Annotated in this window: 22 protein-coding genes; 9 read left to right on the forward strand and 13 right to left on the reverse strand. The window is 61.3% G+C overall.

The window, feature by feature from the left end; translation table 11 throughout:
* The coding region (locus tag NW860_RS04650) for a fused MFS/spermidine synthase (RefSeq protein WP_414512709.1) at positions 1–2126 on the reverse strand (2126 nt) is incomplete at its 3' end.
* A gap of 11 nt (positions 2127–2137) precedes the next feature.
* A complete protein-coding gene (locus NW860_RS04655) occupies positions 2138–2734 on the reverse strand; it encodes a hypothetical protein (RefSeq protein WP_414393207.1) in 597 nt (198 codons plus the stop codon).
* A gap of 324 nt (positions 2735–3058) precedes the next feature.
* Between NW860_RS04655 and fba the strand changes: the two genes are divergently transcribed.
* A complete protein-coding gene (gene fba / locus NW860_RS04660; protein WP_414393205.1) occupies positions 3059–4138 on the forward strand; it encodes a class II fructose-bisphosphate aldolase in 1080 nt (359 codons plus the stop codon).
* A gap of 105 nt (positions 4139–4243) precedes the next feature.
* Here the strand turns inward: fba and NW860_RS04665 are convergent, their stop codons facing one another.
* The gene (locus NW860_RS04665) at positions 4244–4675 is read right to left on the reverse strand and encodes a VOC family protein (RefSeq protein ID WP_414393203.1); all 432 of its coding nucleotides are present in this window, start codon (positions 4673–4675) and stop codon (positions 4244–4246) included.
* Between the two features lie 105 nt (positions 4676–4780).
* Here NW860_RS04665 and NW860_RS04670 point away from each other — a divergent pair, with 105 nt between their 5' ends.
* From NW860_RS04670 to mreD, 3 genes are read left to right on the forward strand one after another with little or no spacing between them, the layout of a single operon-like run.
* Positions 4781–5809: a rod shape-determining protein gene (locus NW860_RS04670; RefSeq protein WP_414393785.1), complete on the forward strand. Its 1029-nt coding sequence runs from the start codon at positions 4781–4783 to the stop codon at positions 5807–5809.
* A 56-nt stretch (positions 5810–5865) separates the two neighbouring features.
* Positions 5866–6621, forward strand: a complete 756-nt coding sequence (mreC, locus tag NW860_RS04675; RefSeq protein WP_414512711.1) for a rod shape-determining protein MreC — start codon at positions 5866–5868, stop codon at positions 6619–6621.
* On the forward strand, positions 6593–7186 hold the full coding sequence (gene mreD / locus NW860_RS04680) for a rod shape-determining protein MreD (protein ID WP_414393199.1): 594 nt from the start codon (positions 6593–6595) through the stop codon (positions 7184–7186). Before mreC ends, mreD begins: the two co-directional genes overlap by 29 nt.
* A 19-nt stretch (positions 7187–7205) precedes the next feature.
* Here mreD and NW860_RS04685 read toward each other — a convergent pair whose 3' ends face one another.
* Both NW860_RS04685 and NW860_RS04690 read right to left on the reverse strand, forming a co-directional pair.
* Positions 7206–7445 carry a hypothetical protein gene (locus tag NW860_RS04685; RefSeq protein ID WP_414393197.1) on the reverse strand — a complete coding sequence of 80 codons (240 nt, stop codon included), beginning with the start codon at positions 7443–7445 and terminating at the stop codon, positions 7206–7208.
* Between the two features lie 35 nt (positions 7446–7480).
* Positions 7481–8056, reverse strand: a complete 576-nt coding sequence (locus NW860_RS04690; protein WP_414393195.1) for a thylakoid membrane photosystem I accumulation factor — start codon at positions 8054–8056, stop codon at positions 7481–7483.
* A 194-nt stretch (positions 8057–8250) separates the two neighbouring features.
* Between NW860_RS04690 and NW860_RS04695 the strand changes: the two genes are divergently transcribed.
* A complete protein-coding gene (locus tag NW860_RS04695) occupies positions 8251–9810 on the forward strand; it encodes a cation:proton antiporter (protein ID WP_414424957.1) in 1560 nt (519 codons plus the stop codon).
* On the opposite strand, the gene NW860_RS04700 is transcribed toward NW860_RS04695, so the two are convergent.
* Positions 9807–10274: an FHA domain-containing protein gene (locus NW860_RS04700; RefSeq protein WP_414411510.1), complete on the reverse strand. Its 468-nt coding sequence runs from the start codon at positions 10272–10274 to the stop codon at positions 9807–9809. The genes NW860_RS04695 and NW860_RS04700 overlap by 4 nt on opposite strands.
* Before the next feature lie 214 nt (positions 10275–10488).
* Here NW860_RS04700 and NW860_RS04705 point away from each other — a divergent pair, with 214 nt between their 5' ends.
* The 3 genes from NW860_RS04705 (at position 10489) to NW860_RS04715 (ending at position 12357) form a co-directional block, all read left to right on the forward strand.
* A complete protein-coding gene (locus NW860_RS04705; protein ID WP_414393193.1) occupies positions 10489–10707 on the forward strand; it encodes an NAD(P)H dehydrogenase subunit NdhS in 219 nt (72 codons plus the stop codon).
* A 9-nt stretch (positions 10708–10716) separates the two neighbouring features.
* Positions 10717–11424, forward strand: a complete 708-nt coding sequence (locus NW860_RS04710; RefSeq protein WP_414512715.1) for a low-complexity tail membrane protein — start codon at positions 10717–10719, stop codon at positions 11422–11424.
* Positions 11425–11550: 126 nt separating this feature from the next.
* Positions 11551–12357 carry a hypothetical protein gene (locus tag NW860_RS04715; protein ID WP_414393190.1) on the forward strand — a complete coding sequence of 269 codons (807 nt, stop codon included), beginning with the start codon at positions 11551–11553 and terminating at the stop codon, positions 12355–12357.
* Here NW860_RS04715 and NW860_RS04720 read toward each other — a convergent pair.
* The 6 genes from NW860_RS04720 to NW860_RS04745 all read right to left on the reverse strand — a co-directional run bounded on the left by NW860_RS04720 (position 12354) and on the right by NW860_RS04745 (position 17392).
* Positions 12354–13688 (reverse strand): class I SAM-dependent methyltransferase, encoded by a 1335-nt coding sequence (locus NW860_RS04720; protein ID WP_414512717.1) that lies wholly within the window; start codon positions 13686–13688, stop codon positions 12354–12356. The genes NW860_RS04715 and NW860_RS04720 overlap by 4 nt on opposite strands.
* Before the next feature lie 31 nt (positions 13689–13719).
* Positions 13720–14802, reverse strand: a complete 1083-nt coding sequence (locus NW860_RS04725) for a glycosyl transferase (RefSeq protein ID WP_414512719.1) — start codon at positions 14800–14802, stop codon at positions 13720–13722.
* A 4-nt stretch (positions 14803–14806) separates the two neighbouring features.
* A complete protein-coding gene (locus tag NW860_RS04730; protein ID WP_414393185.1) occupies positions 14807–15700 on the reverse strand; it encodes a DMT family transporter in 894 nt (297 codons plus the stop codon).
* A complete protein-coding gene (locus NW860_RS04735) occupies positions 15700–16026 on the reverse strand; it encodes a hypothetical protein (RefSeq protein WP_414393183.1) in 327 nt (108 codons plus the stop codon). The genes NW860_RS04730 and NW860_RS04735 overlap by 1 nt, the downstream gene beginning before the upstream one ends.
* Before the next feature lie 67 nt (positions 16027–16093).
* On the reverse strand, positions 16094–16375 hold the full coding sequence (locus NW860_RS04740) for a hypothetical protein (protein ID WP_414393181.1): 282 nt from the start codon (positions 16373–16375) through the stop codon (positions 16094–16096).
* 81 nt (positions 16376–16456) lie between these two features.
* Positions 16457–17392: a leishmanolysin-related zinc metalloendopeptidase gene (locus tag NW860_RS04745; RefSeq protein WP_414512722.1), complete on the reverse strand. Its 936-nt coding sequence runs from the start codon at positions 17390–17392 to the stop codon at positions 16457–16459.
* Between the two features lie 154 nt (positions 17393–17546).
* Between NW860_RS04745 and NW860_RS04750 the strand changes: the two genes are divergently transcribed.
* Entirely contained in the window at positions 17547–18530 is a 984-nt protein-coding gene (locus tag NW860_RS04750) for a glycosyltransferase family 2 protein (RefSeq protein ID WP_414512724.1), read from the forward strand.
* Here the strand turns inward: NW860_RS04750 and NW860_RS04755 are convergent.
* The gene (locus NW860_RS04755; protein WP_414411416.1) at positions 18485–19321 is read right to left on the reverse strand and encodes an inositol monophosphatase family protein; all 837 of its coding nucleotides are present in this window, start codon (positions 19319–19321) and stop codon (positions 18485–18487) included. The genes NW860_RS04750 and NW860_RS04755 overlap by 46 nt on opposite strands.
* Between the last annotated feature and the right edge of the window lie 35 nt (positions 19322–19356).

A 19356-nucleotide genomic window follows, 5' to 3' on the forward strand; every position in this document is an offset into this window, starting at 1 on the left:
TCCCGCCAGAGGGGATCCCCGGCTTGGGGCAGAAGGGGCTGCCAGGGATCCCCGTCGAAGCTCTGCAAAGCAAGGGAACCTTTGGCCATCAGCACCCAATGGGAAGGGGCCAGCCCCGCCTGGCGCTGGGCAGCGGTGAGATCTTCCTGGGCTTGATGCCAGGCAGAAAGCTGCAATTCTCTGGCCAAGACGGCCAACACTGGCGCCAAATTCAGGTGGCGGTTGGTGATGTTAAAAAGTAGCCAGCCCTGGGGCTTAAGCTTGCTGAGGTAGAGGGTCAGGGCCTCCTGGGTGAGCAGATGCAGGGGCACAGCGTCAGAGCTAAAGGCATCCATTACCAGTAGGTCATAGCTGCCATCGGGGATCCCTTGCAGGCGGAGGCGGGCATCGCCCAGGATTACCTGCACCCGCGCCCGCTGGCTGGCCCAGTCGAGGTAAGCAAAGTAGCGGCCTGCCCAGTCGGCTACAGTGGGATCCAGCTCGAAAAAGGTCCACTCATCCCCCGGCTCGGCGTAGGCGGCCAAGGTGCCGATCCCCAGCCCCAACACCGCAACCTGAGCCGGAGAAGAGCCTAGCTGCGCCCGCCACCGCTGGAGCGCCTGGCCCACCGGCCCTGGGCGGGAAAAATAGGTGAGCGGCTCCAGGGCTTTCTGGGGATCCAGGTTTTGGCTGCCGTGCAGCGTGGTGCCGTGCAGGAGGCTGCGGAAGGATCCCGCCTCGTTGCGGTACTCCACAAGGCGATGGAGGCCAAAGACACTGCGCTCGCTGGCTACTACCTGCAGCCCCGGCGGCAGCCAGAGCTGTCCTAGCAGCAAAACCAAACCCATGGTCACCCCTAGGCGGCGCGGCCGTCCCCTCCCGCCTTCTCCCACTAGGGCGAGCACCGCCCAGCCCAAGCCCAGCCCTACGGCTGCTCCAAGGTGAAAGAGCGCCTGGAAACGAAAGTGCACCAGCAAAAGGGGCAGGAGCAACCCCAACCCCAGCCCTAGGCCCAACCGTCCTCCCTGGGACGCCAAGGCTGCCAGCGCTAGGCTTAGGAGGAGTGGATACTCCAGCACCGCCTCAAACACCTGGGGTGCTAGCAAAGCAGCAAACAGGCCCCCCAAGCTCCCTCCCAAAGCCAGCCACAGGTAAAACCGGGTCAACTGCTGGGCTGGCGGCCGACAGCGAACCAACTGGCTGTGGCAGGCCCAGCTCACCAAGCCAAAAGCCCCTAGATGTAGAGGCAACACCGCAAACCAAGGCCTCACCCAGCCCATGACCTGCGCCCCTATCGCCCCGCAGGCCAGCAAAGCTGTCGTCCCCAAAGCCAACTCGTTGGGATGGATGCCGCCGAAGGCCAGCATAAAGGTCACTAGGTAAATGCTCAGGGGGATGGCCCACAGCAAGGGCACCGCCGCCACATCGGTGGTCAGGAGGGTGGTGACTGCCACCACCAAACCCGCCGGTAAGAAGGCCCAGCCAGCCCAGCGCCAGCCCTTCCCCCAGAAGCTAGGCTCCGCCCTGCCGATTGCAACCGGCTCCCCTAGGACAGAGGGATCTGTCCCCTGTCTTTTTAGCAGCAGCCCCACCCCGCCTAGGAGCACCAATCCGGCCACCAACGCATAGGCTCCCCTCCAGAGATGGGTTTGCTCAGCCAAAGACAGCCGCGGCTCCAAGAGCAGCGGATAGCCCAGCAGTCCCGCCAAGCTGCCGGCATTGCTGGCTCCATAGAGTCCGTAGGGATCCCTCTTACTCTTGCCCAGCCCCCGTTGCAGCAGTGGCGACGTTCCCGAGAGGAGCAATAGCGGCACCCCTGCTCCGACTGCCAAGTTGGCCAAGAGGGCTAGGGGAGGAAAGGCCTCCTCCGGCTGCGGGTGGCTCCTGAACTCAAAAGGCAAAAACTTAAGCCCCGCCAGCATGAGGATCCCGTGGATCAGTACGCCCAGCTCGGGATGGCGGCCCCGCCCCAGCCAATCCGCCCACAGGTAGCCCAATAGCAGGACAAGCTGGAAAAAGGCCAGGCAGGTATTCCACACCAGGGGGGATCCTCCCCACAGCGGCAGCAGCAACTTGCCCACCAACAACTGCCCCCAGAAGAGGCAGAAAGCGCTGGCAAACAACGTAAGGCCAACCAGCCAGACCACCGCCGCTCCCTTCAGCGGGCCTTGACTTGCAAGGGGAAGCGCTGCCTCAGCTCCTCTTCTACCTTAGGCAGCCATTCTTCTTGGAACACCCACACTTGCCCTTGCTGCACGCGGCCATCGGGGTTTTGTGTCAGCTCTAGCCAATACACCAATTGCTTTCCCCGCAGCACCACGCCTTGCGTGGCCAAGGCAAGGCTATAGCCGGGATTGCCAGCCAGGGCCGCAGGGGCCGGGTAGCGGATGACCTCCACTGCCTGATCCAAATCGGCGGCGATCTCAGGGCCATAGACCTCGCGAATAGCTCGAAAGAGATCCTCTGCCGTCAGCCCTTGCGGGCGAAAAAAGGTCATCCGTTCCGAGCGGATCGTCTCCCGATCCAGGGGGTTGATGATCCGGCCTGGCGGGGCGACTGAGGCCAAGAAAGTAAACCGGGATCCATCCGGCTCCACCCGATGGATGTTTAACGTCTCGCCTGGACGGGGCCGCAGCACCGGGTTGTCTTTTACCCAGCTAGCCACCTGACTTGGCGCTTGCCCAGGGATCCCCCAAGCTACTGCCGAAAGGCCCACTGACCAGCAGGTGAGGGCCCAGCCTACCCCCAAAGCCAAACGCCGTTTTCTGCAATTTGGATCTCGACCGGCGAGTTTCCTGCCTTGCTTGGCACCCAAGACCGGCCATGGATTGAAGTCCACCTTCTCACGCCTCCGCACAAGCGAACCCAAGCAAAATGTCAAGCAATACTCCTCCAGTGTATCTGGGTCTCTCAGGCCGCCTGGTGCGCCTAAGCGTGGGCATTGCAGCCAACAGTGGCAGGGATTGTTCAGCGAGATCCCCAAATCCCGGGATCTTGTCCCGCAAAACGTAAAAGATACCTTAGGATTAACAGTAAGCAAATCTCAAACGCATCAAGTCAGCACCTCAGGAGGTGAGCGATGGCTCTTGTTCCCATGCGCATCCTGCTGGATCATGCCGCCGAACATGACTACGGCATTCCAGCTTTCAACGTCAACAACATGGAGCAGATCCAAGCAATCATGCAGGCTGCCCATGAAACCAACAGTCCAGTCATCCTGCAAGCCTCTCGAGGGGCGCGCAAGTATGCGGGAGAACACTTTTTGCGCCACCTGATCCTGGCGGCGGTGGAAACCTATCCCCACATCCCCGTGGCCATGCACCAAGACCATGGCAACAGCCCCGCCACCTGCTACTCTGCCATCCGCAATGGCTTCACCAGCGTCATGATGGATGGCTCCCTCAAAGAAGATGCCAAAACCCCGGCCAGCTATGAGTACAACGTAGCCGTTACCGCTGAGGTGGTGAAGGTGGCCCACGCGGTTGGCGTGACGGTGGAAGGGGAACTGGGCTGCCTGGGGTCACTAGAGACGGGCCGCGGCGAGGCGGAAGACGGCCACGGCGCCGAAGGGGCTCTGAGCCGCGACCAACTGCTTACCGACCCGGATCAGGCGGTGGACTTTGTGGAGCAAACCCAGGTGGATGCGCTGGCCGTAGCCATCGGCACCAGCCACGGCGCTTACAAGTTCTCCCGCCGGCCTACAGGGGACATCCTGGACATCGATCGCATTGCGGAGATCCACCGCCGTCTGCCCAACACTCACTTGGTGATGCATGGCTCCTCCTCGGTGCCTAAAGAGCTCATTGACATCATCAACCAGTACGGCGGCTCTATCCCCGAAACCTACGGTGTGCCCATTGAAGAAATCCAGCGGGCCATCAAAAATGGGGTGCGCAAAATTAACATCGACACGGACAACCGCCTGGCGATTACGGCTGCGGTGCGCCGCGCGCTGGCCGAGAACCCGAAAGACTTTGATCCCCGCTCTTTCCTCAAGCCTTCCATCAAGGAAATGCAAAAGGTGTGCGCCGAGCGCTACATTGCCTTTGGCTGCGCCGGTCACGGCACCAAAATTCCGGTCGTTACCTTAGATGAGATGGCGGCTAAGTACGCCTCCGGCGCTCTGTCGGCTCAGGTGAAGAAGACCGCTGTGGTCTAGGGATCGCTTGCCCAGCTTCTCATCGCTCCCCTCTCCTCTGTAAGGAGGGGGCTATTTTTTGCACCTCAAACCCTGCCCCTGGCAGTGCGGCAGTTCCAGGTGCAGTTAGCTCCAGGACTCTTCTTGAGGGATCGGGCCTAGGGCCATTGCCTCCCAGAAAGGGGCCGAAGGCTGGTGCAGGACGATGCGATTGCCATCGGGATCCCACAGCTCCACCTCTTGGCCGTGAAAGGCCTGGCGCAGAGGGGAAGGGGAGATTTGGTACTCGGCCAACACCGCCGCTAGGGATCCCAAGTATCCAGCTAGATCCCGCACCTGCAGGCAGAGGCTGGCTGCCCTTCCTGGGACTGCCAACTCTGGCTCACGGCTGTGGTAGAGGCCCAGTCGCAGTCCCGGCAGCCGAAACTCCCCATACACCGGCTCTCCCTGGGGAGGAACCCGAACCTGGGGCGGGATCCCCAGAAGGGCTTGGTAAAAGCGCAGCAAGCGAGGTAAGTTGGGGGTGGCCAAGCTGAACAAAGCCGCGGCAATCTCCATGGCAACCCTAGCCCCCTTTTGCTTTTCCACTCTCTCCCAAGGTTGAACTATAGTAGGTAGCAAGACTTGCTGCCTCTTTACAAAAAACTGGAGCAACCTACCGTGCTGGGGCTATTTAGCCGCTTTTCCCGGGACATGGGCATTGACTTGGGCACGGCCAACACGCTGGTCTACGTGGCCGGGCGCGGCATTGTCCTGCAAGAGCCTTCTGTAGTGGCCATCGACCAAAACACCAAGCAACTTCTGGCGGTAGGGGAAGAGGCCAAAAAGATGCTGGGCCGTACCCCCAGCAACATTGTTGCCGTGCGCCCTCTGCGGGATGGCGTGATTGCCGACTTTGACACGGCAGAGATGATGCTCAAGCACTTCATCCAGCGGGTACACGGAGGTCATTACCTGATTGCGCCGCGCATTGTCATTGGCATCCCCAGTGGGGTGACCGGTGTGGAGCGGCGGGCGGTGATGGAGGCAGCCCTGCAGGCGGGGTCGCGGGAAGTGTACCTGGTGGATGAGCCGGTAGCAGCGGCAATTGGGGCTGGCCTACCGGTGCAGGAGCCCGTAGGGAACATGATTGTCGACATTGGCGGCGGCACTACTGAGGTGGCTGTCCTCAGCCTGCAAGGGATCGTGCTGAGCGAATCGGTGCGGGTGGCAGGAGATGAGCTGAGCGAAGCCATCATCCAGTACATGAAAAAAGCCCACAATCTTACCATTGGGGAGCGCACCGCCGAAGAGATCAAAATTCAAATTGGCTCTGCCTACCCCACTCAGGAAGAGCTGAGCATGGAAGTGCGGGGGCTGCACCTCCTCTCGGGCCTGCCTCGTACCGTGACGGTCAAAAGCACCGAGATCCGCGAGAGCATGGCCGAGCCGCTCTCAGTGATTGTGGAGGCCATCAAGCGTACCCTGGAGCGCACGCCGCCGGAGCTTGCTGCTGACATCATTGACCGTGGCATCATGTTGGCAGGAGGCGGAGCCCTGCTCAAGGGCCTGGACGCTCTGATTAGCCATGAAACTGGGATCATGGTTCACATTGCCCCCGATCCCCTCAGTTGCGTGGTGCTCGGCACGGGGAAAGTTTTGGAGGATTTCAAAACCCTGGGTCGGGTGTTGAGTGCCAGCTTCAAGGCTTAGCAGGGTTTGCAGCTCTCAATTTTGGGTGGGAGTGGAGTGGTTAAGAGGAGTACTGCTTGAGTCGGCTACGCCAATGGAGGCGCAAGGTTGGGGGACTGCTCCTGGCTGCTTTGGCCCTAGGGGCCGCCCTAAGTCTGCGCCAAACGAAGGGATCCCTGCTGGTAGAGGCGTACACTCGGCTCACGGCCCCACTCCGTCCAGCCGTGAATCCCGAGGAGGTGCTCCGTCAGGCCGCTACCCGTGAGCTACAGGCCCTAGTAGCCGAGTTGCAGCACCAAAACCGCGAGCTAAGGCGGCTGCTGCAGCTTGCCGAGCAAGGGCCCCAGGTGAAGATCCCGGCAGCTGTAGTGGGCCGCAGTGCCGATCACTGGTGGCAGCAGCTTACCCTTGACCGCGGCAGCCGGCAAGGGATCAAGGTAGGGGATGTGGTGGTGGCGCCGGGAGGACTGATTGGTCGGGTTGAGGCAGTAACCCCCAGCAGCAGTCGCGTGCTGCTCATTAGCGATCCCACTAGTCGAGTGGGGGTGACGCTAAGCCGCAGCCGGCAGATGGGTATCTTGCGGGGCACTGGCAGCCAGGAAGCTATTCTGGACTTTTTTGATAAAAATCCTCAGGTAGAGGTGGGCGATGTGGTGGTCACCTCGGGGCTGAGCAGCCTCTACCCCGCCGGGATTGTCGTGGGAACAGTTCGGGCAATTAACTTAGATGCTAGCCCTGCTCCCCAGGCCACTGTTGAACTGTCGGCGCCGCTAGGGTTTCTAGAATGGGCCTTGGTCTACCCCTATGCTCAACCTGCGGCTTCCCCCTCTTAAACCTCACCTCAACTGGCTGGTTACCGTCCTGTCAGGGCTGTTAGCAGCGGTGGCTCCGTGGTGGCGGGGGCCGGGCTTGGAGCTGGCGGGCTTGACCCCCGATTGGCCTTTGATTTGGGTGGTGTGCTGGAGTGTGCGGCGAAAAGCTTGGCAGGGGGCTGTTGCCGGGATCACCCTGGGGTTCCTGCAGGACGCCCTCACCAACCCCTATCCTACCCATGCTCTGGGGTTAGCCGTGGTCGGGATCCTCGCAGCCAGGTTGCAGAAACAGCGCTATGTGCACGAGGACTTTATCTCCATAGCTTTGATTGTCTTTGGCATGGTGGTGATTGCCGAAACGCTGATGGCGTTGCAATGGATGTGGCTGACGGCCTTTGCCCCGGCAGGCATGGCAAGTTCCCCGCTAGGAAGCCTTGGCAGCGCCGGCCCCCGCTCCCTAGAGAGCATCTGGTGGAACCATCAACGCAATGTCCTTACCTCGGCCATTTTAAGTAGTTTGTGGGCACCGGCTCTGTACTGGCCTCTTAGCCGTTGCTGGCACTCCCAAGAGCGGGATCTGCAGTAGCTGCGGAGGGAAGAGCAAGCTAGCCCAGCACCCAGCGCTGCAGGGCAATGCCAAGGAGCAGGCCCAGGCCGCCAAAGCGCACCACCTGCCAAAAGGTTGCAGGGAGAAACACTTCCAGCAGATAGGCTTGCAGCCGTTCTTCTAGCTGGCTGACTTCCGTCTGGAGCTCAGCCCATTGGTCGGGGGAAAGCTGCGACAGGCGCTCCAGCTGGCGCAGGTCGGCTAGCCGTGCCTGTAAGATCTCAAGCCTTGCTTGCAAAGCCTCAAGCGGATCCGGGGAATCGGGAGGAGCGGTCACGGCTGGGTCTTGGCTGGAGTGAAAAATCCGGTCTGAATTTCGTTGAAGGGCTTGGCTTGGATCACCCCCGGGGGAAGGGGATCCAGCTGGAAAAGAGCCCGAATGGCGTTCTCCACTTCCGTGATGGGGCGGTTGCCGATGGAGTGGTAGACAAGCTTGCCCTGGGAGTCAAAAAGAAGGGTTTGGGGAACTCGGCCGCTATAGTACTGGCCGCGCTCATCGCCTGGCAAAAGAGAATCCACTGAGTAAGGAATGAAATAGACTGCCCGGCCATAGCGAACCTGCAAGCTGGAGAGAGTTGCCGCGTACCGTTTGCAATCGCTGCTGTCGTCGATGTAGTAGACAAGAAGGGCCGGGATCCCTTGTTCCTTCGCCTGCTTTAGGGAGACGCGCGGCGGAACCATGCCCCCATTGGAGCCGTAGAGGGCAAAGATGTTGCCGTCGTAGCGGTCGTCGTTGAGAAGAGCATGGGCAGGCGGAGACAGCCAACCCGTTAACAGGAAACAGGCAACCAGCAGGAGAAGACGGAGCTGCCGCATATTCAAGAGAGGGCCTGTCGGAAAACCCGGCAAGGGGGGACTTCCTCATTGTGCCACTTGCACGGCGCCGCCTTGTTCCCCTGGGCTGGGATCCAGCTGGGGAGCGGTGGATGATGGCCCCCGCCCATCGTCAGGTAGCCGGCGCTATTCGTGCCCCCTAGGCATTGCCAGCAGGCTACGCAGGAGGTTAGCCTTTGGAACAGTCTCCTGGCAGAGCGACTCTAGAGATGCTGCTCTGCGGAGGCCAGCCTAGATGGAAAGCTGTCCATGGGAGGGTCTTGGATCCGGTGTTGCTAGCTGTCGAAGCCGCTGCTTCCGTTGAGCCGCCAGGGGGAGACAACCTCGCTCCTGTGATCTTGGTGGCGGTGCTGCTGGCACTGGTGGTTATCTACCTGGTCAGCCGCATTGCCGGGGAAATAGCCGTCCGCTTCGGCTTTCCTCCCGTACTGGGCGAGCTAGTGGGGGGTGTCCTGGTGGGCGGTTCTGCCCTGGGGCTGCTGGTTTTTCCCGAGGGGCCGCCTTCTGCTGAGACGTTGCCTGCTTTGGCCCATGCCTCGGCTCTTATGCAACTTTTACAGGCCACCGCTGGCCTTGACGAGGGATCCCTGGTGCCGGTGTTTGCCTCCCAGGCTGAGATCATCGAGGTCCTCTCGGAAATCGGGGTCATTATCCTCCTCTTTGAAATTGGCCTCGAGTCCGATCTAGGGGAACTGTTGCGGGTTGGCCCGCAGGCGGCGGCTGTAGCCGTTATTGGGGTTGCTGTCCCCTTCGCGGCGGGAACACTGGGCCTGCTCTACCTTTTTCATGTGCCCGTCATCCCCGCCATCTTTGCGGGGGCAGCTCTGACGGCAACCAGCATTGGCATCACCGCCCGCGTCTTGGCCGAGCTGCAAAAGCTCACCTCCCCCGAAGGCCAGGTGATCCTTGGCGCTGCCGTGCTGGACGACGTGTTGGGCATTATCATCTTGGCCGTGGTGGCGAGCTTGGCCAAAACCGGCGAGGTTGATGTCGCCGATGTGGGCCTCATCCTTGTCAGCGCTGTCGTCTTTCTGGTCGGCTCTATTGTCTTGGGGCGACTCCTCAGCCCCTACTTTGTGGCTCTCCTCAGCCACCTGAAGACCCGCGGCAACCCCCTTCTGCCGGCTCTGGTGTTGGCTTTCCTGTTGGCCTACGTGGGGCAGGCCATCCACCTGGAGGCGATTCTGGGCGCCTTTGCCGCTGGCTTGATTTTGGGGGAAACGGACAAGCGCCAAGAGCTAGGAGAACAGATCAAGCCCGTTTCCGACCTGCTGGTGCCCATCTTCTTCGTCTGTGTTGGGGCCAAAACCAACCTCGCCGTCCTTAACCCCACCCTCCCTGCCAACCGGGAAGGGTTGATCATTGCCGCCTTCTTGGTTAGTGTTGCCATTTTCGGCAAGCTGGCCGCTGGCCTGGGGGCGTTTGGCAAGCCGGGCCTCAGCCGTTACGCTGTCGGCGTGGGCATGATTCCCCGCGGTGAGGTGGGCCTGGTGTTTGCCGGCGTGGGATCGGCCAGCGGTGTTCTTTCCGACGCCCTCGACGTCAGCATCATTGTCATGGTGATTGCCACCACCTTCGTTGCCCCCCTCTGGCTGCGGGGAGTGCTGGGGGGTGGAGAAGCAACAGCAGCCACCACGGCAGCTCCAGAGGCCCCTTCCTCTCTCCTAGAACTCCAAGCCGAGGTTACAGAGCAAGATCGCCAAGGGGCTGAGGGCACCCTAGAGCCTGTCCCTCCAGCCTCGGAACGGCTGGGTATTCCTGAGAGTTAATGGAACGGTTGCCGCTCCGCCCATAGGCGCCGCCAGATGGCCTGCACCAGCAGCCGGATAGGATTGCGCCAGCTCGGCCCCCCTTCTGCAACCTTGGCCGCTGCCTGCGCCGGCGGTGCTACTTGGACTGGGGACGGCTCGAACCGTTGCAGCGTGGTTGCCCGCCGATCCAGGACTGGGGTCTTGAGGCTGCGGAAGCTTACCTCCTGGAGGTACTGCTGCAAGTCGGCCTCAGAAGAGCGGCAAACGTAGTATTGCAGCCGCACCTGCTCTCCCAACAGAATTTGATCCCCGTCTTTGAGATCCCAGCTCAAACATCTCTGCCCGTTGACCGAGAGGCCGTTCGTGCTGCGCTTGCCCTCGATATTCCCATCCAGCAAGCGGTAGGTGTACTGCCCGTCCTTTTGCGGTAGCCGCAAGAGCAGGGCGTGTTGACGAGAAACAGCCGCCGAATGAATGACAATGGCGTTGCTGGGATCTCAGGTGGCGGCACTGAGGGCCAAGGCTCGCCTTCCCTGCTCGTCGTCGATCACCAAAACGTGCCAAGTTTGGGAAACTGGGTCGGCAGGCATGGCTTGGGGTTGGCTTGGCTAGAGACGGAGGGGCCAAAGAGGGCCTTCCCTATACCCCTATAATAGGGTAGGGCTTTTTGCCCGCGAGGAATCGTAAACACCGGTCATGACTGCACCTTCCTCCCTTCTCCAGGAGCTTCCTCCGATTTACCCTGGCGTTGCCGTGCGGGTCATCAACCCCAACGATACCTACTACCTCTTTGAGGGCCAGGTGCAGCGGGTTACCGACGACCACGCTGCCGTCCTTTTTGAAGGCGGCAACTGGGATAAGTTGGTAACCTTCCGCCTCACAGAATTGGAAGTGGTGGACAAGTCCCGCCGCTAGCTCTCTTGGGTGTCCCGGGGACTTCCCATGCGCAGCCACTGGCAGGAACCTTTCCTCTGGATCCACGCTGCTGGGATCCTCCTTTTCCCCCTGTGGATGGGGCTAACTGTCATTGGGTTGGCCACGGGGGATCCCCTCCTGCCGGTGGGCGTGGAGCAGGCCGCAGTGGCGGTGGCAGGCATTGGGCCGGTTTTAGCCATGCAGTGGCGCAAGCCCTTCAATGTCTTCAGCCTGTGGGTGGTCGCTTTCCCTCCGGAGGAGCTCTCCCCTGACCAGCGCCGCATCCTGGCTGCTTTTGTGAGCCCGGAACACAGGATCTTGACGGTGTTGGCGGCGTTCCTACTGCTAGAGGTTCTCGAGCGTCTTTACGACTTGGCACCTCTCTTTGCCCCCCTTACTCCCGGCGATGGCAGTCGGCTAGCGGGTCTAGTCATTGCTGCCCTTGGCTTTTGGGGAGCCAATGTGTTTTTGCAGATCCCTCTTGCTGTAGCGCGGGTTCTTTTCTTGAGCGATCTGGAGCTGGCCCAGATCGACCCCATCCCTGCTGAAGAGATTGAAAGCCGCTTTTCCAGCTTTGGCACTCGCCATAACCTTTTGCTACAGCGGCTGCTGCGCCGTTTGGCCAGGATCCCAACCAACCATAAGGCAGGGGTGGAAACTGGTCTGGAGCCCAAATCCCCAGGGCCAGCTTCCTCGGCCAAGACAGCCACACCCTAAGCCCAGCTTTTCTTTAGCCGAGTTTTGAGGGCAGGTTTCTGCCCCGAAGAGGCTGCAGCTCGATGTTAGATTGGATGGGATCCAGACCATCGGCATTCTCCCGACTTCGAGGCTATTGCACCGGCCATGGCGAGCAACTTTTCCTTCCGCTTCAGGCAATTTGCCCAACGCCTCCGAGAAACCACCCAGCTTCCTCCCTTTTTCACTGACCAAGCCACCAGCGAAACCCAAAACCTGGCCCGGGAGTTGGCCTTGGTGGGGGAATATGCCACCCAGCTCAGCCAGGTGGTGATGGAAGTGGACTTCCTCAACCAGCTCTATACCCGCCTCTTGAACGAGCGAGAAGTGCTGCAGCAGGAAAAAGAGAACTTGGAGGCGCGGGTCTTTGAGTTGCAGCAGGAGCGCAACGAGATCGAGCCCCAGGTGATGCACCTGCGCGAACAACTCAGCCAAGTTGCCTTTCAACTGGAGCAAACCCAAAACCGCGAGCGCAGCCTCAGCGAACGGGAACGACAGCTCTCGGAAATTGTTGCCCAACTGGAGCGCCGTCGAGCTGTGCTCAACCAGGCCATTGAAAACCTTACCAACCAGGAGGCCGACTACACCGTCCGCAACAAAGAGCTGGAAGCGGTGATCAAAGACAACGAGCGCAAAGCTCAGCAATACCTGGAGGCCGTCAACCACTACCGCGCCTACTTGGAAGAGCTAAACGCCCAGATCCAAGAGGCCCAGGCCAAGCTGAAAAGCCTCGGGGTCGAGCCCAAACCCGCTAACCTGCCGCGGCTTGAGGATATGGAAAAGCCAACTCCCATCCCCACACCGCCGCCTTCCCCTCCAATTGGCTACCCACCGCCCCCACCTCAGCAGTCTCCTCCAACCCAGCCAGGTGGCTATTGGCAGGAGAGCCCCTTCGACGACGATCCCTGGGCCTAGCCTGCCAGCAGTTGCCGTTTTGCAGCGGAGTTCAGCGTTCCCTCTTCTGACCTATCTGGGGAAGGGGTGGGATCCAACATCACAAACAGAAACGACTCCAGCCCTGCCAGGTAGGTGAGCACCTGCTCCTGAGACGCTTCCAGGTCGATTTGATTGGCTTGGGCTGCTTGCTCGATGAGGCTGGCCACCGCCGTTGGCCCCTGCAACAGGGATCCCAGCCAGGCCATCTGGGCCCCGGGAATGGTTAGGCGCCCACGGCTAGCCCCTGGCCAATTCATAGCAAACTCCTGCTTTTTTTCGTGGGCCTGGGCGAAGTTGTGGCGAAATTCAGCGTTGTCCGCCAAGATGGGGTTGAGCTGTACCCTGCCTCTTAGCCAGTCTTCATCACTCCAGGGCAAGACCAGGGAAGAGCCAGGGTGCTCCGCCCAAAAGTCGATGAGGCGGTGGTTGGGGCAGATCAGCTCGTAGAGGTGGTTTTGCTCGGCAGGAGAGAGCTTGTCCAGCTCCGCCTCTAGCCAAGCCGGCAGGGCTTTGTCTTTAAACAGCAGCGCCGGATCCCAGTCGGCGTAGTCCACAAGGCAAACCAAGCCCAGCTCTGCCTCTTGGAGCATGCGCATTAGGTCTGGGATCAGAAATCCCTTGTCGCCGGGCAAGAGGTAGTTGGCCCGGATGTTGCCGTCGTCGCTGTAGATCTTGGGATCCCAGTGCAGGGCAGCCCGCAGCTCGTCGGAGGCCAGGCTGGCCATAAACTCCCGCACCCGCCGGCAGGCTTCGGGGGTGGGCAGCTCAAACAGGCCCAGCAGCTGGAACGCCTCCTGCATGCGGAAGATCACCTCCCGCTGGTAGGCGTGGTGTAGGTTGGCCCGCAGGATCCCGTCCGGCTTGAGCACTCGCTTGAGGGCCTTTAGCCCAGCCACCGGGTCGTCCAGCAAATAGAGCACATCGTTAAGGCTGATAAAGTCAAACTGCAACCCGAGCCGTTCGACCTCCAACAAGTCTAGGGCGTAGAGCTCCACCTCCCCGAACCCGTGGTAGCGCAGGCGCCGCTCGGCTGCTCGCACTGACTCTGGCGCCAGATCACAGGCCACCAGCCGCGCCCCTGGATTGGCCTCCGCCAAGAGCAAGGTCTCCCAGCCAGAGCCACAGCCGACATTGAGGATGGTGATCCCCTCGCTGGGCAGGATAGTGCGGCTACGGGCGTATTGGGCCGTCGTCCAGCTCAGGCGGTACAGGCTGTCGATGGCGTTGCGGCCCGACGCCTCGAGAGGTACGTTGGGATAGGGCAGTTCCTCGTAGAGTTGCCGCAAAGACTCAGTCGTGCTGCCAGCCATGGGATCCGCTCCTAGGAAGCTGCTTCTTATGCTACTGCCCCAGGAAGGCCGCAATAGCGCCGGCAATGGCCTCATTGCCCCCGCGATCCAGCTCCTCCGGCGCCTGGGGAGGGTGAGGGGGATCCCGCAAGAAGTCCCAGGATCCCTCGAAAAACTCCTCGGCAGAGAGGATGCGATGCCAGCCGTAGCGCCGCAATCCCTCCACCAATAGGGGCGACTCGGCAAACCCAAGGCGGTTGACACAGGCCATGGGCGTGCCACAGCGCAGCGCCTCTGCCAAAGTGCCATAGCCCGGCTTGGACACCACCCAGCGGCAGAGGGGCATCACATCCACTGGCCGCCACACTTGACCGTCTAGGACTCGCAGGTTGGGCAAGGCAGGAGCCTGCTGGTCAAAGGTGAGAAACTGCCAGTCGGGAAAATCCTCCAGCCGCCCGTAGGGCAAGCCCTGCAGCCCCAGCCCGCCAAAGCTCAACAAAACCGTGGGTCGCTCTCGCTCTAGCCCCAGGCGCTGGGCCACCTCCTCTGCCAAGTAGCGCGGATCCGACCCCGTCAGCCCCACTGCCTCTTGGCAGGGAAAGGCGCCCATGGGCTCGGCAAAGGGCAGGCGAAACAGCCGCTGGCACCGCCCGTACAGCTCGCGGATCCAGACCACGAAAGGCTGAAACTGGGGGCCATACTCTTGATAGATAAAGTCCCACCCAAAGTTGCTCGCCATCCAGCAGGGGATCCCGGCGGCCTGGGCAATTGCTGCAGCCAGCGGCGGCACGTCCGCCAACACCAAGGGTATCCCCTGGGCGCGAATGAACTCCGCTTCTTCCTGAATCAGTGCCTCAGCCCCGGCTTTGAACGTCTTGAGGGCAGCTAACGTAGCCGGCAGATCTGCCTGCAGACCATCGGGCTGCACCACGCCTACATCCAGGGCCCGCTGTCGATGGAGAAACGGCCCCTCCACATAGCGCTCCAGGAGCCAGCGGGGGGCTGGTGTCACCCAAATGGGCAGGACATTGGGATCCCGCCGCCGCAAAGCGTTTACCACCGCCGCCAGGCGAGTAACATGCCCAAACCCATGGGCCGTTGCCGCCACATACAGAGGGACCGGCTTCACTGCCATAGCCTCAGGAAAGAACAGGCTGAGGTCTTTCCCGCCAGGAGACCCAGAGGTTGCTGGCCAAGATGAGAACTAGGCCCAGCACGGAGCCGGGAGCGATCTGCTCCCGCAACAGCACCGCAATCAGCCCCAGCGACAAGAAGGGTGTTACATAGACCCAATTGGCCAGGGATCCCCGCTCGTTCGCTAGCTCCAGCGCCCGCAACCAGAACACAAAAGTCAGGCCCATCTCCGCCAAGCCGATGTAGGCCGCCCAGCCCAGCCCTGCCATTGTCCACCTCAGCTCCTGAAACGGCAACAGTAGCAGACAGTAGCCGCTGCCGAAGAGAAATCCCATGAACAGCTTCAGGAGGGCATCCCGTCCATCCCGCACATTGAGCAGCCAGTAGAGAGCCCAAATAGCGGCGCTGCCCACTGCCAGCACCACTCCCCAGGGATCCTCCACCTGCAAGGTGCCCCAGGATCCCCCCGTGGCCACCAGCACCACCCCCAGCAGGCTTGTTCCCAAGGCCAGCAGTAGCCGCCCGCGCAGGCGCTCCCCCAACAGCGGCACCGCCAAGAGAGCCAACACCAGCGGCCAGGTGTAGTTCAAAGCCAGCGCCGCCTGGGCCGAGAGGCGATCGTAAGCCTGGAAGAGCACCCCGTAGTAGCCAAACGGGTTAAGTAGCCCCTGCAACGCCGACAGGGCAAGCTGGGATCCCTTCTGTTGGGCAACAAGATGCGCCCGCCCTGTTACCACCAGAGCCATCCCCAAGATTAGGCAGGAGCTGCCCGCCGAAAGAATCAGCAAGGCCGTCGGCGCAAGGTGTTGCAAACCAAACTTAAAGGCGCTGGCTGCCGTGGCCCAACCCAAGATGGCTGCCGCCAGATAGGCATAGGCTCGGCGGGGATCCCTGCGCATTAGAAGCTGTCGAGATCTCGATCCTCCGGCTTCGGCTTCGCTTTGGTGGAAAGGCCCAACCGCGGTGCCACCACCCAGGCGTAGAGCAGGTAGCCCAGCCCCGCCACCACCGCCCACCTGAGAAGGGTGACGAACACCCGAAAGACTAGCCCAACCAGCAGGATACAGCCCAGGATGACCAAGACCGGCAGCAGGGGACGCCCCCACGTCCCAACCCAAGCCCAAAGGGCAGCTTTGTCCTGGGACGAGCTCCGCGACCTAGCAGCAGCCGCAGTCGCCTGCTCCAGTTCAAGCTCAAGCTGTTTCAGCCGTTCTTGCTCTGACATAGGGAGCAGTCTCTAGGATCCAGAGCCACCTCCATCTTACGGGCTGCTCCTCACAAAGTCGGGCAACCTAGGCCCGCGCCGAGAGGATCTCTTGGGCCATGGCGCGGAATGGATCCAAAGCTGGGCCGGGGCGACGGTTGGGACGCGGAGCCGGGATCTCGTTGGGCACAAACGGCTTCTCGACCACCACCTTAGGCTTAGCAGGCGCAGCCGTTGGGGCAGGCTTGGAGGAAGCTGCCGGCTGGGTTGAGGCCGGGCGAAAAGGCCCGGTAATAAAATCCACCAGGCCGCCGAAGAGGATGCCAAAGAAGGAAAAAAGACCACCGAACAGCTTTTTGAGAATGCCCATAGCCAATTGCGAAAGTTATGCAACCCAACACTCATTATTGTTGAGGTCAAGCACCTTGGCTATGGGTAAACATTCTTAGGCTCAGGGATCCCCCACCTCTCTGCCAGTGGCGTCAAAGCGCCGTAGGGGTAGGGCCAGCTCCAGCTCCTGCAGCTCCAAGGGTTCCAAGATGACCCGGCTGCGCCCTAGCTCAAAGCTATCGGCTGCTGCCGGATTGACCTTGTAGCCGATATCCGCCATGGCTCCCACCGTGAGGATGCTCAAGGGATTGGGCACGCCCCGGTCGAGACGGCTGGTCATCAGCTCGCGGCCCAAGACACTCTCCCGCCAGTGGGAATCGCGGGATCCCACCCCAAATTGGTTCTCCAGCGGCACAGAAGGGGCATTGCCTCCTAGCGTGGAGAAAGCCTCAACTGCCCGCGGGCCGATAAAGCGGGGGTCATAGCCCGGCGGCGTCGGCTGATCCCGCTCCACCAAGCCCACTGTCAGCCCCTTGGGATTCCAGACACTGGGCAAAAAGCCAAGGGCATGGCCCAGCTCATGCAGGGCGGTGATGGGCAGATCCCCCCGCTCTTCCAAAGCCGAGAGGTTTTGGCTGTTGAACACAACAACGGAGTAGAAAGGCAGGCCATTGGAGGCCCGCACAAAACAGGGAGCGGCTCCCCCTAAAATCCGCTCGTTGTCCAGGTTTCTCGCCCGCACCTCCACCAGCAGATCGTCGATGGGGAAATCAAGGGGGGTGCTGGGAAACCCCGCAGCGCACTCGTCGGCCCGGATGGTGGTAGGCGGCAGATCCGGCTGATCCTCGACGATGATCTCCTGCCACCTCAAGGCCGCGCTGCGGACAATGGCTTGTTGGCTGGGAGTGAGGCTGTTGTCGGGGAAACGAACGTCAATGGTGAACTGGGGAACAGGGGAAACTGTTGGCGAAGGCAGAGTTGGAGGAGGAAGGGCTTCTAAGGAAGAGAAACCCCCTCTTCCCCCGCACGCTTTGAGGAGCAGTAGCAGCACAGCCATGAGGAATCCGAGCAGGCGCAGGCTCCAGGTTCGGCGCCCAAGTTGCCGCAGCCGCAGGAAATGCTTCGCCCTCTTCTTTTGAACAACCATAGCTGGGCTGGCCGTCAAAAAGCCTCCGAAACGCTAACATTGGCTGCAGCGCTAGGGATCCTCGGTGTACATCAGCGTCATCATTCCCACCTACAACCGCCTTCCCATCTTGCAGCAGTGTCTGCGGGCCTTGGCGCAACAGCAGCCCGGCCCCTACGACGGCTACGAGGTGGTGGTGGTAGACGACGGCTCCACCGACGGGACGGTGGAATGGCTGCAGAGCCAGCTGCCGGCCTTGCCGTCGCTGAAACTCTTGTGCCAAGAGCACCGCGGCCCTGCTGCAGCTCGCAACCTGGGGTTTCGCCACGCCCAGGGATCCATCATCGTCTTCATCGATAGCGACCTAGTGGTGGTGGAGCACTTCCTGGCCGCCCATGCCCAGATGCTGCGGCGGCATGGGGTTACCGGCAATCCCAACTCGCCCCACGAAGCCAAGGTCTTCACCTACGGGCGGGTAATCAACACCTGCAACTTCCAGGATCCCCGCTCCGAGCCTTTCAAGCTCACCGACTTTTCGGCCGCTTTTTTTGCCACCGGCAATGTGGCTATTGCCCGCCACTGGCTAGAGCAGGTCTGCGAAACCCCTGCCGGCCCCTTCGACGAGCGGTTTCACCTCTATGGCTGGGAAGACCTGGAGCTGGGGGTGAGGCTCAAGCGCCTGGGCTTGCGCCTGGTCAAGTGCCCCCAGGCCACTGGCTACCACTGGCACCCCCCCTTTGAGCTGCAGCAACTTCCAGCGCTCATTGAGCGGGAGCGGCAGCGGGGCCGCATGGGCATCCTTTTCTACCAAAAACACCCCACCTGGGCGGTGCGTTTCATGATCCAGCTAACGCCCCTGCACCAAATCCTTTGGGGCCTGCTGTCGCTGGGGGGCTGGTTGAACGAAAAGCGACTGGAACCGCTGCTGCGCTGGCTAATCCAGAAGGGACAATCCCAACTGGCCCTAGAGCTGTGTCGGATTTTCTTTCTCAACTGGTATAACGTGCAAGCAGTTTATGCCGCTTACAGGGAAATAAAGGCGCGAAACAGCGGCACCCACTTGGCCTGAGCCACCAAGAGCGTCGGGTAGGTCAGCTGGCCATAGTCCTTGCCCACCCTCAAAGGCTGGCCGGGATCCGGGTCAGCCGGGCCCAGAGGCTCCCACACTGCGCCAGCTCCTTTCGCAATAGCCCACACTGCCGCCACATCCCAGATCTTAGGCGAGCGCTCCACCGCGCCCAAAAGGCTGCCGCTAGCCACCAAGAGCAAGTTGTAGGCAGCTCCCCCTAGCATGCGCGCCTTGCAGGGAAATTCTGGGCTAATCCAATGGCCGCTGCGGGAGCAAAAATTAAACAGTTGGTTGGGGCCGGGTGGAGCGGTGCTGGGGCGGATGGGTTGAGGACAAGCAGGATGCCGGTCGTGGCGGGTGAGGAAGGCCCCTGCTGGGGCATCCCCGGGAAACTGGGGCCAATAGCCGTAAAAAGTCTGGCGGATAGGTGGCAAATGGACACAGCCAAACACAGGCAGGCCCCAGTGCAGCAACGCCAGCGAGCTGCCCCAGATGGGGATCCCGTGGGCAAAATTGGTGGTGCCATCGAGGGGATCCACCACCCAGCACCACTCTGTCTCGGGGAAGATGTGGTTTGACTCCTCGCTTAGGTAGCCGTGATCCGGATAAGCAGCGGCAATTGCCTCCTGAAAGGCCCGATCAGCCCACTGGTCGGAAGAGGTTACTAAGCTGCCATCCGCCTTCTCCATGGAGCGTGCCTGGCCAAAGTCAGCTAAAAGCTGAGAGCCCACCCGGGCTGTCAGCTGGAGGGCAAACTCGGTGACCTCGCGCCAAAAGGAGGAAAGCTCCATGCTCTAATCCTAGCGGCAGCCTAAGTAGCCCAGGA

Source organism: Synechococcus sp. F70.1, from assembly GCF_047502745.1.
Lineage (GTDB): Bacteria > Cyanobacteriota > Cyanobacteriia > Thermostichales > Thermostichaceae > Thermostichus.

Bases quoted from the DNA above. Each gene is read 5' to 3' on its own strand.
- NW860_RS04755 (WP_414411416.1), bottom strand. From the start codon at position 19,321: ATGGAGCTTTCCTCCTTTTGGCGCGAGGTCACCGAGTTTGCCCTCCAG.
- NW860_RS04695 (WP_414424957.1), top strand. From the start codon at position 8,251: ATGCTGCTCTGCGGAGGCCAGCCTAGATGGAAAGCTGTCCATGGGAGG.
- NW860_RS04705 (WP_414393193.1), top strand. From the start codon at position 10,489: ATGACTGCACCTTCCTCCCTTCTCCAGGAGCTTCCTCCGATTTACCCT.
- NW860_RS04730 (WP_414393185.1), bottom strand. From the start codon at position 15,700: ATGCGCAGGGATCCCCGCCGAGCCTATGCCTATCTGGCGGCAGCCATC.
- NW860_RS04715 (WP_414393190.1), top strand. From the start codon at position 11,551: ATGGCGAGCAACTTTTCCTTCCGCTTCAGGCAATTTGCCCAACGCCTC.
- NW860_RS04745 (WP_414512722.1), bottom strand. From the start codon at position 17,392: ATGGCTGTGCTGCTACTGCTCCTCAAAGCGTGCGGGGGAAGAGGGGGT.
- NW860_RS04720 (WP_414512717.1), bottom strand. From the start codon at position 13,688: ATGGCTGGCAGCACGACTGAGTCTTTGCGGCAACTCTACGAGGAACTG.
- mreD (WP_414393199.1), top strand. From the start codon at position 6,593: ATGCTCAACCTGCGGCTTCCCCCTCTTAAACCTCACCTCAACTGGCTG.
- NW860_RS04725 (WP_414512719.1), bottom strand. From the start codon at position 14,802: ATGGCAGTGAAGCCGGTCCCTCTGTATGTGGCGGCAACGGCCCATGGG.
- NW860_RS04665 (WP_414393203.1), bottom strand. From the start codon at position 4,675: ATGGAGATTGCCGCGGCTTTGTTCAGCTTGGCCACCCCCAACTTACCT.
- NW860_RS04735 (WP_414393183.1), bottom strand. From the start codon at position 16,026: ATGTCAGAGCAAGAACGGCTGAAACAGCTTGAGCTTGAACTGGAGCAG.
- NW860_RS04740 (WP_414393181.1), bottom strand. From the start codon at position 16,375: ATGGGCATTCTCAAAAAGCTGTTCGGTGGTCTTTTTTCCTTCTTTGGC.
- fba (WP_414393205.1), top strand. From the start codon at position 3,059: ATGGCTCTTGTTCCCATGCGCATCCTGCTGGATCATGCCGCCGAACAT.